This window comes from Halanaerobium salsuginis (genome assembly GCF_900114545.1).
GTDB lineage: Bacteria > Bacillota > Halanaerobiia > Halanaerobiales > Halanaerobiaceae > Halanaerobium > Halanaerobium salsuginis.
Window position 1 is genome coordinate 1 of record NZ_FOTI01000002.1, and the last position, 13,490, is coordinate 13,490.

A 13,490-nucleotide genomic window follows, 5' to 3' on the forward strand; every position below is an offset into this window, starting at 1 on the left:
ATTTACTACAGATTCCTGATGTTAAAGAGTCTATTCAAGCTTTAAATAACTGGTATGAAAATGTTAGTCAGTCTAAATTAAATCTTTTCTATAGAGCTAAAGGAACAGTAAAACGCTGGGAACAACACATTATTAACTATTTTAAAACTAGAATAACCAACGGATTTGCTGAAGGATTAAACAACAAAATCAAATTAATCAAAAGAATTGGCTACGGTGTTCCCAAAGTTGAAAACTTAAAACGCCGAGTATTTTTATCATTGCTAAGTATTTAAGAGTAATTCAAAAAAACAAAGAGATAACATGATTCAAACGGTGCTATTTAGATTTCACAACATTTGTCAAAGAACCTATTTTATTTCATGATTGGACAGAAGAATTAAAATCATGGCAAATTTTTGCTGAAAAATTTTTTGATTTTAATTTAACTAAAGATAATTTCATTAAGATAGCTGCTTTTCATAACTATAGTTATCATAAAATTATTAATGATCTAGCTGGCAAGAAACTTGATAAAAGCAAATTAAATGACCTATTAGCTAAAAAATCAGTTATTTATCAAAATTTATGTTTAGAAAATAAATTAGATCTTAAAATTGATCCAGCTGCTAAATTTCTGCTAACTGAATTACAAACAAGAAAAGTAAAATTAATTTTAGTTATGATTAATAACAGTTTTAATTTTGATTTTTATCTAAATAATTTTGCTTTAAAAAATTATTTTAAAGCAAAAGATATTATTTTTTTAAAAGACTTCTTACCAGGGCCACCTCAGCCAAATTTTTATCAGGAACTAATTAATGAAAAAAATTTATCAGCCCAAAATACTATAGTTTTTGAAAATACTAGAGCAGGTATAAAAGCTGCTCAAAAAGCAAATTTAGGAAATATAATAATTTTTGCGCCTAAACATCGCAATTTTGATTATTTAAACATACCAGAAATAACCGATATAATTAATAGCTTTTATCAATTTAATCGTCTGCTTTTAAGAGAATAAATTTCTGCTAAATAGACTTGATAATCAGAATAAGCAGTGATATTCTTGTAACAGATACTATAAAAAATCAAGAGACAGAATATTTAAGCAAAAGTTAGGGGATTGAGATAATGTATTTAGTAAGTGCCTGTCTGGCTGGTATTAACTGCCGTTATAATGGTAAAAGCAGTGAGCAAAAAGAAATTATAGAACTTGTTAAAGAAGGAAAAGCAGTTCCAGTCTGCCCGGAACTGCTGGCTGGTTTGCAAACACCACGTCCTTGTTCTGAAATAATTAATCCCTTTTCAGAATCTCGAAAAAAGAAAGTAGTTAGTAAAGCTGGTCAAGACCTCAGCTCTCAATTTAGATCAGGAGCACAAAAGACATTAGCAATTGCAAAAATTATTGAGGTTGATCAAGCAATATTAAAAAGCAGAAGCCCATCCTGTGGTTATAATTTGATTTATGATGGCACTTTTTCTGGTAATCTAGTTCAAGCAAATGGAATAACTGCTGATTTATTAGAAGCAAATGGAATTAAGATTTATAATGAACATAATTTTAGTCAATCTCTAGCTTAATTTATTTTTTTCTTTTCGAATCTGACTGGCTGCATTTAGTGCTGCTAATTGACCTTCTGCAACTGCCTTGGCAACTTGATAGGGAGTCCCAGTACAATCACCAGCCGCATAGATTCCCGCAAAATTTGTTTCTAATTTATGATCAACTTTTATATGATTATCATTTAATTCTAGTCCATAAATTAATTTATCAGCTGGAGTAGTATCACGATAAATGAAGACACCATCGACTTCTAGCTGTTGATTTTCTAACTCAACTACTGGAGAATTATCGGGCAGATTAATTGCTGTTGGCTTTTCTTGAATAACACTTATTTCTGGTAAATTTGCTTCAGCTTCAAGTTCAAACTGAGGAATTAAATAAACCTGATTTGTTATTTCAGCTAAAAACTTAGCATCTTCAATTCCTTCAGGATTATAAGCAACAACAGCTACATTTTTTCCTTTATAAAGAGGACCATCACAAGTTGCACAATAACTAACACCACTGCCAACCAGATCTTCTTCACCCTGAATTAGTTTAGCTGTACTAATTCCAGGAGCTAAAATTATTTTATAACTGCGATATGTTTTATTTCTTGCCATAATAATATAATGATCATCAGCAGGATAAATGCTATCGACTTTAGCTTCTTGAATAGGAACTTCTAATTTTTTAAGATGAGTTAGAAATTTATCTTTTAATTCTAGCCCAGAAATTTCTGGCAGACCAAGATAGTTATTAATTTTTTCAGCTTTATAAAGCTTAGGACTGGAAAAATCTGATCCCATTAATAGTAAATCTAGATTACGAATCCTGGCATTAATTGCTGCTGAAAGTCCCGCTGGTCCACACCCAATAATAATTAAATCAAAGATTTTATCTGACATTTTTATATCTCCTTTACTTAGTACTTGGTTTGAAAATATGTAATTATTAATAGTTAATTATTAATAATTTCTAAAGTAATATTTTATAGTTATCGCAATTAAAAAGCAGTTAGCTAGCTTACAACTAGTCTTAATTGGGACAAATTATAAAATAACTAACTTAAAAAATAATAGAAAAGAGGAAAAAAATGAAACTTGCAGTTGTTTATCATAGTGAAAGTGGTAATACAGAAAAAATTGCTCATCTTATTGCAAACGGTGCTAATCAGATACAAAACGTAGAAGCTAAAACAATGTCAATTAGTAATATAAATGATGAATTTCTTAATTCAAGTCAGGCAGTTATCTTTGGCAGTCCAACTTATCATGCTGATTTTTCCTGGCAGTTAAAGAAATGGTTTGATAAATCAGCTAAATATGATTTGGCTGGTAAACTGGGGGCTGCCTTTGCTACAGAAAATTATTTAGGTGGAGGAGCAGATTTTGCTTTATTAACAATCATAGGGCATCTGCTAGTTAAAGGTATGCTGGTTTATTCAGCTGGTTCTGGAGAAGGCCATCCTTATACTCATTATGGAGCTGTTTGTTTAAAAGCTGGTAATAAAGAGCAGCAAAAAAGAGCCGAAATATTTGGTAATAGAATTGCCAGTAAAGCAATAAGTATTTTCGATAATTAATTTATTTGGAAAATATTTATCTTAAATTAGGAGGCAAATAAGATGTCTAAATTAATGACAGGTAAAAAAGGAATAATTATGGGAGTTGCAAATAAAAAGTCTATTTCCTGGCAGATAGCTAAAAAACTTAAGGCTGAAGGAGCAGAACTAGCATTTACCTATCAAAATGAGAAAATAGCACAAAAAGTAATTCCACTCTTTCAAGAAATAGGCTCAAACTCATTTTATCAACTTGATATCACAGATGACCAGCAATTTGAGCAGGTATTTAAAAAAATTGGAAATGATTTTGGACAAGAAGTTAATTTTTTAGTTCATGCGATTGCTGGTGGCCCCAGAAAAGCAGATTTGAAAGGCAAATATCTTAATACAGAACGCAGCAGTTTTCTACGCAGTCTGGAAATAAGTGTTTATTCTTATGTTAAAGCTTTACAATTAGCTTATCCCTTTATGAAAAATAATGGTGGATCGGCAATTACGCTTACATATTATGGAGCTGAAAAAGTAATTCCTAATTACAATGTAATGGGAGTTGCTAAAGCAGCACTAGAATCGTCTGTTAAATATCTAGCAGCTGATCTTGGTCAAGATCAAATTAGAGTTAATGCTCTTTCACCAGGCCCAATTTTAACTAGAGCTGCCAGTGGAATTTCTAATTTCAAAGGTTTAATGAATAGCTTTAAACAAAAAGCTCCGCTAGGTAAGCTTGTTAAGCAAGAAGAAGTTGCTGATAGCGCTTTATATTTACTCAGTGATTTATCAACTATGGTAACTGGAGAAATCATTCATGTAGATGGTGGTTATAATATTCAGGGCTAGTAATTTACAGGGCCAAATAATATAAAAATAAGCCCTGACGCTTTTATATTAAAAATAATTAATTTGTTTCAAAAAAATAATAATAAATAAAAATAGCAGCCCTATAATTAGAAAGGATCGATAAAATAATGCCAGAAGCAAATTTCTCAGATTTTATGAAACTTGATATTCGAGTAGGAAAAATAATTGAAGCAGCTGTTTTTCCGGCAGCAAAAAAACCAGCCTATAAACTTAAAGTAGATTTTGGGGAAGAAGTTGGAATAAAAAAAACAAGTGCACAAATAACTGATTTATATAAACCGGAAGATTTAATTTCAAAACAGGTATTAGGGATTGTTAATTTTCCAGATAAACAAATTGCTAATTTTATGTCAGAATTTTTGATTCTTGGTTTATATAGTGAATCAGGCGTGGTATTAATTGAACCAGATAGAGAAGTTAAACCAGGGTTAAAACTTGGCTAATAAAAAAATAGATAATTGAATTATTATTTTAAAGGGAGTGGCTCAAAATGGCAAATATTAATTTAAAAGAAGTTAAGTTTACTGAAGTACTCAATGATTATATCAATTTATTTCCCAAAGGAGCTTTTTTAACAACTAAACAAGAAGATAAAATTAATACTATGACTATGGGTTGGGGAAATGTTGGCTACATCTGGGGTAAAAATATTATTATGGTTCCAGTTAGAAAATCACGTTATACACACCAGTTAATTGAAAATAGTAATTACTTTACAGTAAGTGTACCTTTAAATAACCAGTATCAAAAAGAACTTAAATTTTGCGGTACCAAATCAGGACTTAATTATGATAAAATAGCAGAACTTAAACTGCCATTATATAAAACAGAATTAACTGATGTACCAATTATAAGCGGCAATGATCTGCATTTTATAGCTAAAATTGTTTATAAACAGGATATGAAATTAGAAAATTTAAGTCAAGACTATCAAAACAAAAATTATCCAGAAGCAGATATGCATAGTTTTTATTATGGCGAAATTATTAAAGTTTATCAAGAAGTTTAAATTTAAAAATAAGTTTCTTTAAGTTACCTAACTAAATTTGCTTTAATCAATTTAGATTAAAATACTTATCATATATATAAGATTAAAAAGACCTGGTTTTAATTAATTATCTAACAGCAATTTTTAAGCTAATTAATCTATTATAAAAAACCAGGTTATTTTTTATTTTAAATAACTTCGTAAAATAATAATTTTACGAAGTTATTGCTTTATCAAGTTAATTAATAAGAAAAAATTGCTAATTAGAAATATCGCTAGTTTTATCTCTTATTTTTCTGCTTTTGTCTCATATCTTAAGTAAACTTAGCTTTTTGGGATAAGAAAGTAAAAAAGCCAGTTTTGAAAAAATTAATATAACTGGCTTTTTTAGCTAACTATAGCTGAACTTTGATAAAGTATTTATTGACTAGCTCAACTGTGCCTTAATTTTAAATAGTAATATTCTTAATGGTTTCTTTCAATTTGGCAGCAGATTCTTTAAATGCCTTTTCTTCATTTTCTGCCAGTGGTAATTCTAAGACCTGTTTGATTCCATCTGAATTAATAAGAGTTGGTAAACTTAAACTCATATCATTGACTCCATAATAACCTTCCATTAAACTTGATACTGTCAAAACAGCATTTTCATCTCTTAAAATTGCCCTGGCTATCCTGGCAACTCCCAGAGCAACTGCATAAAATGTAGCTCCTTTTTTATCGATTATTTCATAGGCTGCATTTCTAACATCATCACTAATTTCAGTTAATTCATGTTCACGGCAACTTTTCGAACAAATTGGACAATAGTTTTTGATCTGAGTTCCAGCAATATTAGTCATACTCCAGACTGGAACTTCGCTATCACCGTGTTCTCCAATTATATAACCATGCACATTACTTGCAGCTACTTGACAGTTTTTACTCAATAATGTTCTAAATCTAGAGCTATCTAATACAGTCCCGGAGCCGATAACTCTTTGAGCAGGAAAACCAGAAAACTTCCAGGTAAAATAAGTTAAAATATCAACTGGATTTGTCACAACAAGTAAAATTCCCTCTTGATTATATTCAGTAATAGAATTAATTATATTCTTGAAAATACCTGTGTTTTTCTTAACAAGATCAAGCCTTGTTTCACCTGGCCTTTGTGCTGCTCCAGCTGTGATTACAATTAGTTTGGCATCAGCCAGATCACTATAGTCACCAGCATAAACATCAACAGGATGAACAAAAGAAGCACCATGTTGAAGATCCATTGCTTCTCCTTCAGCCTTATCCCGATTAACATCTATCAGTACAATTTCAGAACCAATTCCCTGAATCATTAAGGCATAAGCAGTTGTAGCACCTACTCCCCCTGCACCAATAACTGCAATCTTATTAGGATTAATTTCTGCCATTGATTTTATCACCTCTTATATAATTATTAAATTAAAGTTAATAAAAATAAACAAACTAAATCCTATTTATTTTAGTATATCACTTCTTAAACATTTAAAAGTTAATTACTTAACACTATTTTTCTGTTGTTGGCTTAAATATTCTTGATAACGCCTGTGGACTGTTGATTTAGAAACATCATAACCAAGCCCTCGCAAAGTAGCTGCAATATCTTTAAAAGTAAGCTCTAACTTTCTCAATCTAATAATTTCTTGAAGCGGTATTTCTTTTCTTTCCCTACCACCCTGCTCAATATTTTTTAAATTTTGGGCAGGATTAAAGTCTCCTTGTTTAATTTTATTTTTCATAGCTCGACTAATATTATGATTCCTTAATTCCTGCTGATAACTCTCTACAACAGATAATATTTCAAGAATCATTTTCTCTAAATCATTTAAAGCAATTGCACCTTGATCAGCTAAGGTATAAATTTGAGCATTCATTTTTTCGATCTGATGAATTAAAGCCATTTTAGCATTGCCGCGTCCCAGACGACTGCTGTCCTGAACCAATAAAATTTCTACTTTTCTTTTTTTTATTAAATTGAGAGCAGCAATAATTCCAGGTCGTTTTTCATCAAAACCACTTTCTTTTTCTTCAATAATTTTAATAACTTTTAATTCATTCTCCATTGCATAACTAAGTAATTCTTCCTTCTGTCTTTTTAGACTTGTACTTTGACTTTCTTTATCAGTACTTACCCGTGTATAAATAATGGCTTTTTTCATAGTTTAACTACTCCTTTGTATATAATCTTATTTTTATAAAATAATCGCTAAATATCTTTTTAAAAAATCACTTAAAACTTACTATAAATTTATTTGCTATTCTTATAACACCAAAAAATGATTGCCTGACAGTTTTTAACTGACTTTGGCAACCATTTTAAATTAAGCTTTCATTTAATAGCTTAAATTATTTTTATTGAATATGCAAATAATAATTAGTAGTAGCTTTTTTTAAGTTGAGTAATACTCACTATTTTTTAAAAAAATAATCTTATTTAGTCAAGAGGAATAGTTAAAATCTGCCCAGGAACAATTACAGCAGAACTTATTTTATTAAACTGTTTTATCCTATAAACTGCTTTTCGCAAGTCAACCTGTGGTCCATAATATTGAGCAGCTATTGACCAGATAGATTCCCCTTTTTGCACTTCATAACTGATAAAACTATTAGTATTTTCTCCTGCACCAATAAAAGAAAATAATATTGTTATAATTAAAGCCAGACTTAAAATAGATAATATCATTTTTATTAACTTAACTTTTATTAATTTTTTCCCGCTCAAACCGACAAATAGACCTTTATCCTTAACTTTCACTTGATAGTGTAGTGAATAATTATTAATATTTTGCATAAAATATTCCTCCCGTATGCTTTATCTAAACACTTGTACTAAACAACTGTTTGCTTAAATTAATTATAGCAATACGTATGTTCATTGTCAAGGACTATTTGAACGATTGTTTGTTTATTTTTATAGTTTATGGTATAATAAAGGAAAATATGAATGGAGGAATTTTGATGGAAGAACTTTCTAAAAGGCAGCAAAATATTCTACAATTTATTATAGATGAAATTAAAGCAAAAGGGTATCCACCTTCTGTCAGAGAAATTGGCAAAGCAGTAGGCCTTAAGTCTCCAGCTTCTGTTCACAGTCATCTTAAAACGCTGGAAAAACTAAAATATCTAAGACGTGATCCTTCTAAGCCAAGAGCTATAGAAGTTATTTATAATAATGATCAAGAATCAAAAAGTAATAAAGAAATGATAGATATTCCAGTAGTTGGTAGGGTTACAGCAGGTGCACCTATTCTGGCAGAGGAAAATATAGAAGATTATTTCCCTCTTCCCTTAAGCTATTTAAAGGTTGGTAATAATGATTTATTTATGCTCAGAGTAAGTGGCGATAGTATGCTGAATGCGGGAATTCATGATGGGGATTATGTAATAGCAGAAAAACAAAGTTATGCTAACAATAGTGAAATTGTAATTGCTTTACTGGAAGATGAAGCAACAGTAAAGAGATTTTTTAAGGAAGATGAACATATTCGTTTACAGCCCGAAAATCCAGCCTATGAACCAATAATATCAAAAAATGTTAAGATTTTAGGCAAGGTTACCGGGTTGTTTAGAAAATTTGATTAACTAAACTTAATAATTATAATTCTCCGTTGTTAGAAAGCTCTTTTATTCTAACAGCGGCTTTTTTTATTAATTGAAAATCATACCAACTATACTTCTTCATGTTATTATTTCGCAGTAAATAAGCCGGATGAAAAGTTGGTAGAAAAAAGATTTCTCCTCGTTGATACCAGTTACCTCTTGCTTTGGTAATGCTTTCAGGAGGATCAATTAAAAATTTGGTAGCTGTTGAACCTAAAGTGACAATAACCTTGGGCTGAATAAGTCTAATTTCTGCCATCAGGATTGAAACACAGGCCTCAAATTCATTTTGATGGGGAGCCCTATTATTAGGAGGTCTGCATTTAACAACATTAGTAATATATAAGTCCTCTCTTTTTAATTTAACAGCCTCCAGTATTTTATCTAAAAGCTGACCTGCTTTACCGACAAAAGGTCTGCCCAACCGATCCTCATTTGCACCTGGTCCCTCTCCGATTAACATTAATCTATTATTTACATTTCCTTCCCCCATTACAACACCATTACAGCCAGACCGAAGCTGACAGCGCTCACATTGTAATGCTTTTTCTTTTAAAGCTTGATAATTATCTTCTGGATAAGCAAAAAGCTGCTGTATTTTAAAATTTCCTTCTTGATCAAATAACATTAAGAACCTCCTAAAACTAGTTTAATAACTTTTTACTGAGTAAAGTCTTGATATTCTTCATCTGCCAGTGCCTTAAATAATTTCCGGGCTGAAGCCGCTTCAACCAGTGCTCTTATATAGTCCCCTTTTTTGTAATAAGCAACTCCTTTAATTAGATGGGAGTATTCATTTTCAGCCATAACAAGAGCTTGATTAGCATAGTCTAGGGCCAGATCATATCTATCTAATTCTAATAAAGCAGCAGCTAAATTATTTATCAGCCAATAATTATTTTGATCTAATTTGAGAGCATACTCAAATATATTAACTGCCTCAGCATATTTTTTATTAATTACAGCTTGAAAAGCAGCACAATTTAAATAAAACAAATTATCTGATTGCTGATAATTATACCAGTCAGCTAGATATGAAAAAACAGCAGCGTTAAATTCATGGCGACTAACACTGCTGCCAAAATTATCAATAATATCATAGGCTTTTTTTATCTCACCAGTATTAGCATAAGCAACTGCCAAACTATAATTTAATAAAATATCATCCTTATTTTCTTGCAATTGGTAATTAACTGTTTTAATTAAATTATCCCAATTATAATTTGACTCTGCTCCTACATTAATAGTTAACGAAACTACAAAAAATATTGTAATAATTAAAATTAATTTAGTTTTTCTTAACAAGACTGCAACATCCTTACTTTTAATTATTCTTCTAAATCAAGGAGACCACTAATCTTTTCAACTGGTGCAATTGTAGAAATAGCATGTTTATAAATCATCTGATCTCTCTGATCACTTCGCAAAATAATAGTAAAATTATCATACGCTGTTATCTTACCTTTTAACTGATACCCATTAACAAAATAAACAATCACTTCAATTTTATTTTCATGAATATGTTTTAAAATATGATCCTGATAATTAACATTATTACTCATTGCTGTAGCCCCCTTTTATATTTTTAACTTACTCTATATATTAAATTCAATATTTTTAAAAAAAATCCTGCAAAGATTACTTTAATTATTTTTTTCTAAATCACTATAATAAGAGTTTAAACCAGGTAGATAGTCTTTAAATTGATAATATAAATCGCTAACTTTACGTATGCCAAAACCAGTATAAACAGCTTCACCTTGTTTAAATATCTTGAGAACTGGTACAGATTGAATACTATATTTTTCAAAAAGCTGGGGAAAATCATTTAATTTTAAAACGTACAGTGTAAAACCAGGAAAATTAGCCAGAACCTGAGTAATATTTTGTAAGGCAATTTGACAATAACCGCAGTCTTCTCTCGAAAAAAGCACCAATAATGTTGCTTGAGAATCAAGCAAACTTTCAAATTCAGCTTGACTAGAAATTAATTTCACTTCGTTTTTTGTATTCTTGCTCATAATCGCTATCTCCTTTTATAATAGCTGTCATAACCTGTAAAATATCAGCTCTAGTTTCCTTTTCCAAATTAAAAATAAATATTTTTCCCTGCCTATATTCTCTTCTCAACCAGGTTAACTGACGTTTAGCAAAATTACGGCTTCTCTTTTTAATCAATCTAACTGCTTCAGTTTTAGAAATTTGCCCATCTAAATAAGACAAAAGTTCCTTATAGCCAAGAGCCTGTCTAGCTGTATCACTCAGATTATCATATTTATTTTTCAGATTTCTTACTTCATCCAGAAGGCCCCGGGCCAGCATCAACTCAACTCGCTGATTAATCCGCTGATAAATCATTTCTCTGCTGCGGACAAGACCAAACTTATAAGCAGAATAACGAGGCGGTCTAGCCTGCTGCTGTTCTTTATAAAAACTTTTGGTCTTACCAGTTGCTTTATAAATTTCAATTGCTCTAATTACTCTTCGCAAATCATTAGGATGTAATTTAGCTGCAGTTTGGGGATCATACTCAGTCAAAATATCATGCACAGCCTCAGTACCAGACTGATCAGCTAAGTTCTCTAAACGCTCACGCAAAGCAAGCTGGGGTTTTATTTCTGGCAGCATAAAACCTGCCAGAACTGCTCTAATATAAAGATTAGTCCCTCCTACCAGTAAGGGGAGCCGATCCCTTTTTTGTAATTCTGCTATTTTTTGATCACAATCATTTTGAAACTGTGCCAGTGAATATTCTTCAGTCGGCTTAATTAAATCAAGCAGGTGATGTTCAACTCTCTGCTGTTCCTCAGCAGTAGCTTTGGCCGTTCCAATATCCATTTCCTGATAAATCTGCATTGAATCAACCGAAATTATTTCTCCCTTAATCTGATTAGCAAGCTCTAAAGATAAGTCTGTTTTCCCCACTGCAGTTGGTCCAGTTAAAACAACTAAATCTCTCATTTTCTACCAAGCCCTTTTTCAATTTCATCCCGGCTAATATTAATCATAATTGGACGGCTGTGTGGACAACGATAGGGGTTTTCTGTTTGATATAACCCTTTAACCAGTTCAATGCTTTCCTGAGGAGTTAATGGCTTACCAGCTTTTATAGCAGTTCTGCAAGCTAAATATTTTAGCATGGACTCCTGAACTTCAGCTGGAGATAAAGCTCTTCCAGCCCGGGCCAACTCAGCTATCATTTCTTCAAGAATATTCCTAGTTGATCTATTTTTCAGTAAAACAGGCACTTCTTGAATTAAAATAGTATTACTGCCAAAATCACTAAATTCAATTCCAACCTGATTAATTTCTGCCTGATATTGCTTAACAATTTCCATTTCAGATGGAGATAGTTCCAATTTAACTGGTAACAATAATGACTGAACAGACTTATTTTTTTGATTATATTCTTGAAAAAACTTTTCAAATAAAATTCTTTCATGTGCATTATGCTGATCAACTATTTTAAGACCTAGATCAGTTTCAATTAGAATGTAACTATTAAAAATTTGAGCTAGATATTTAAAATATTCTTCATGAGCAGCAGTATCAGCTAAAGAATATTCTTCGTTTTCATTCTCACTAATTAAAGAAGTATCAGTTTGCTCGCTCTCTTTTAAATTATTTTTAGCCATAGATTGATTACCCTTATAATTATTCTTTTTACTAAAACTAGAGTAAGACTTATTAATAGCTCTTTTTTGACCAGCATCACTAGTACTATATTCTGTAAAATTAGAATCATTATTAGCTGCTAAATGTTTTGCATTAGCTGCTGAATTTTTAAAAAGACTATTGCTTCCCTGCTTTAAATCTATTTTACTCTGCTGTAGTGATTTTTGTCTGGAAGTACTGTTTTCATTATTCTCATTTTTTACTTCATTATTTGCTGTTTTAGAAGCTATCTCATTAGTATCAGTTGGACTCTGCTTGTTAAGTTTAATTCTAGTTGTTGGATCATTAGCTTTTAATACATTACGTACAGCTTTTTTAATTACATCATAAATAATCTGACCCCGACTAAATTTAACTTCCCGTTTAGCTGGATGAACATTAACATCAACTAAAATCGGATTAACTTTAATAAATAAAAAAACAATTGGTCTGCGGCCAGGGTCAATTAAGTGACTATATGCTGATTCTACTGCCCGGGCCACCAAATTATTATAGATAGGACGACCATTAGCAAAAAGTAATTCATGACTGCGGCTGGAACGGGTAAGTTCCGGGCGACAGAGATAACCACTCAATTTAATATAACGATCTTCGATCTCAATAGGAAACAAGTTAGCAGCAATCTCACTACCAAAAACTGCATAAATTGTATCCTTTAAACTCCCATTTCCAGGAGTTGAAATTATCTGGCGCTGATCATGGAAAAGCTGCAGGGCAAGCTTACTATTAGCTACAGCTTCGGCACTAACAATTCTAGAAATATGAGTAAACTCTGTAGTCGTTGTCTTAAGGTATTTATACCGAGCTGGTGTATTATAAAAAAGATCTTTTACCCTGACATCAGTTCCTACAGTAGCCCCAGTTGGGTTTTTTGCTAAAATTTCTCCACCCTTAAGCTTAATCTTAGTTGCTGCCTCTGCACTCTGGTGACGACTAATCATCTCTACTTCAGATACTGAAGCAATACTGGCTAAAGCTTCACCCCGAAATCCCAGACTATAAAGTGAGTAAAGATCATCAATATCTTCAATCTTACTTGTAGCATAGCGATTAAAAGCAGATTCCATATCATCAGCCATAATTCCCTGCCCATTATCTTTAATTCTAATTAAGTCACGCCCACCATTTTCTATTTTAATTTCAACTTTAGTTGCCCCAGCATCAATTGAATTTTCAAGCAGCTCTTTTACGATAGAGGCTGGCCGCTCAATCACTTCACCAGCTGAAATTTGGTTAGCAACATTCTGGGGAAGTTGTTTAATTATACCCAT

18 protein-coding genes are annotated in these 13,490 nt (G+C 31.4%); 8 read left to right on the plus strand and 10 right to left on the minus strand.

What is annotated here, in order from left to right; translation table 11 throughout:
• The 3 genes from BMZ74_RS00950 to BMZ74_RS00960 form a co-directional block, all read left to right on the plus strand.
• Window positions 1-275 (plus strand): transposase (locus BMZ74_RS00950; RefSeq protein ID WP_143070132.1); only part of this gene is annotated, 275 nt, incomplete at its 5' end.
• Between the two features lie 173 nt (window positions 276-448).
• Entirely contained in the window at window positions 449-1,000 is a 552-nt protein-coding gene (locus tag BMZ74_RS00955; RefSeq protein ID WP_245750779.1) for an HAD hydrolase-like protein, read from the plus strand.
• Between the two features lie 110 nt (window positions 1,001-1,110).
• A complete protein-coding gene (locus BMZ74_RS00960) occupies window positions 1,111-1,560 on the plus strand; it encodes a 2-thiouracil desulfurase family protein (RefSeq protein ID WP_089858253.1) in 450 nt (149 codons plus the stop codon).
• On the opposite strand, the gene BMZ74_RS00965 is transcribed toward BMZ74_RS00960, so the two are convergent.
• Window positions 1,552-2,430 carry an NAD(P)/FAD-dependent oxidoreductase gene (locus BMZ74_RS00965; RefSeq protein ID WP_089858256.1) on the minus strand — a complete coding sequence of 293 codons (879 nt, stop codon included), beginning with the start codon at window positions 2,428-2,430 and terminating at the stop codon, window positions 1,552-1,554. The genes BMZ74_RS00960 and BMZ74_RS00965 overlap by 9 nt on opposite strands.
• Before the next feature lie 188 nt (window positions 2,431-2,618).
• Here BMZ74_RS00965 and BMZ74_RS00970 point away from each other — a divergent pair, with 188 nt between their 5' ends.
• The 4 genes from BMZ74_RS00970 to BMZ74_RS00985 all read left to right on the plus strand — a co-directional run bounded on the left by BMZ74_RS00970 (window position 2,619) and on the right by BMZ74_RS00985 (window position 4,956).
• Window positions 2,619-3,107, plus strand: a complete 489-nt coding sequence (locus BMZ74_RS00970; protein ID WP_089858259.1) for a flavodoxin family protein — start codon at window positions 2,619-2,621, stop codon at window positions 3,105-3,107.
• Window positions 3,108-3,149: 42 nt separating this feature from the next.
• Window positions 3,150-3,926 carry an enoyl-ACP reductase FabI gene (locus tag BMZ74_RS00975; RefSeq protein ID WP_089858262.1) on the plus strand — a complete coding sequence of 259 codons (777 nt, stop codon included), beginning with the start codon at window positions 3,150-3,152 and terminating at the stop codon, window positions 3,924-3,926.
• 128 nt (window positions 3,927-4,054) lie between these two features.
• Entirely contained in the window at window positions 4,055-4,390 is a 336-nt protein-coding gene (locus tag BMZ74_RS00980; protein WP_089858265.1) for a tRNA-binding protein, read from the plus strand.
• A 47-nt stretch (window positions 4,391-4,437) separates the two neighbouring features.
• A complete protein-coding gene (locus tag BMZ74_RS00985) occupies window positions 4,438-4,956 on the plus strand; it encodes a flavin reductase family protein (protein WP_089858269.1) in 519 nt (172 codons plus the stop codon).
• A 428-nt stretch (window positions 4,957-5,384) separates the two neighbouring features.
• On the opposite strand, the gene BMZ74_RS00990 is transcribed toward BMZ74_RS00985, so the two are convergent.
• The 3 genes from BMZ74_RS00990 to BMZ74_RS01000 all read right to left on the minus strand — a co-directional run bounded on the left by BMZ74_RS00990 (window position 5,385) and on the right by BMZ74_RS01000 (window position 7,735).
• Entirely contained in the window at window positions 5,385-6,335 is a 951-nt protein-coding gene (locus BMZ74_RS00990) for an L-lactate dehydrogenase (protein ID WP_089858272.1), read from the minus strand.
• A 105-nt stretch (window positions 6,336-6,440) separates the two neighbouring features.
• Complete coding sequence (locus tag BMZ74_RS00995) at window positions 6,441-7,103, minus strand: YneB family resolvase-like protein (RefSeq protein ID WP_089858275.1); 663 nt, start codon at window positions 7,101-7,103, stop codon at window positions 6,441-6,443.
• Between the two features lie 275 nt (window positions 7,104-7,378).
• Window positions 7,379-7,735: a LysM peptidoglycan-binding domain-containing protein gene (locus BMZ74_RS01000; protein ID WP_089858278.1), complete on the minus strand. Its 357-nt coding sequence runs from the start codon at window positions 7,733-7,735 to the stop codon at window positions 7,379-7,381.
• 167 nt (window positions 7,736-7,902) lie between these two features.
• On the opposite strand from BMZ74_RS01000, the gene lexA reads away from it, so the two are divergent.
• Entirely contained in the window at window positions 7,903-8,526 is a 624-nt protein-coding gene (lexA, locus tag BMZ74_RS01005) for a transcriptional repressor LexA (protein ID WP_089858281.1), read from the plus strand.
• A gap of 13 nt (window positions 8,527-8,539) precedes the next feature.
• Here the strand turns inward: lexA and BMZ74_RS01010 are convergent, their stop codons facing one another.
• The 6 genes from BMZ74_RS01010 to mutL all read right to left on the minus strand — a co-directional run bounded on the left by BMZ74_RS01010 (window position 8,540) and on the right by mutL (window position 13,490).
• Window positions 8,540-9,172: a uracil-DNA glycosylase gene (locus BMZ74_RS01010; RefSeq protein WP_089858284.1), complete on the minus strand. Its 633-nt coding sequence runs from the start codon at window positions 9,170-9,172 to the stop codon at window positions 8,540-8,542.
• 32 nt (window positions 9,173-9,204) lie between these two features.
• Window positions 9,205-9,849 (minus strand): tetratricopeptide repeat protein, encoded by a 645-nt coding sequence (locus BMZ74_RS01015; RefSeq protein WP_089858287.1) that lies wholly within the window; start codon window positions 9,847-9,849, stop codon window positions 9,205-9,207.
• Window positions 9,850-9,872: 23 nt separating this feature from the next.
• Entirely contained in the window at window positions 9,873-10,106 is a 234-nt protein-coding gene (gene hfq, locus BMZ74_RS01020) for an RNA chaperone Hfq (RefSeq protein ID WP_089858290.1), read from the minus strand.
• A gap of 81 nt (window positions 10,107-10,187) precedes the next feature.
• Window positions 10,188-10,565, minus strand: coding sequence for a thioredoxin family protein (locus BMZ74_RS01025; RefSeq protein WP_089858293.1), 378 nt, complete (start codon window positions 10,563-10,565; stop codon window positions 10,188-10,190).
• Complete coding sequence (gene miaA, locus BMZ74_RS01030) at window positions 10,525-11,505, minus strand: tRNA (adenosine(37)-N6)-dimethylallyltransferase MiaA (protein WP_089858296.1); 981 nt, start codon at window positions 11,503-11,505, stop codon at window positions 10,525-10,527. The genes BMZ74_RS01025 and miaA overlap by 41 nt, the downstream gene beginning before the upstream one ends.
• On the minus strand, window positions 11,502-13,490 hold the full coding sequence (gene mutL, locus BMZ74_RS01035; protein ID WP_089858300.1) for a DNA mismatch repair endonuclease MutL: 1,989 nt from the start codon (window positions 13,488-13,490) through the stop codon (window positions 11,502-11,504). The genes miaA and mutL overlap by 4 nt, the downstream gene beginning before the upstream one ends.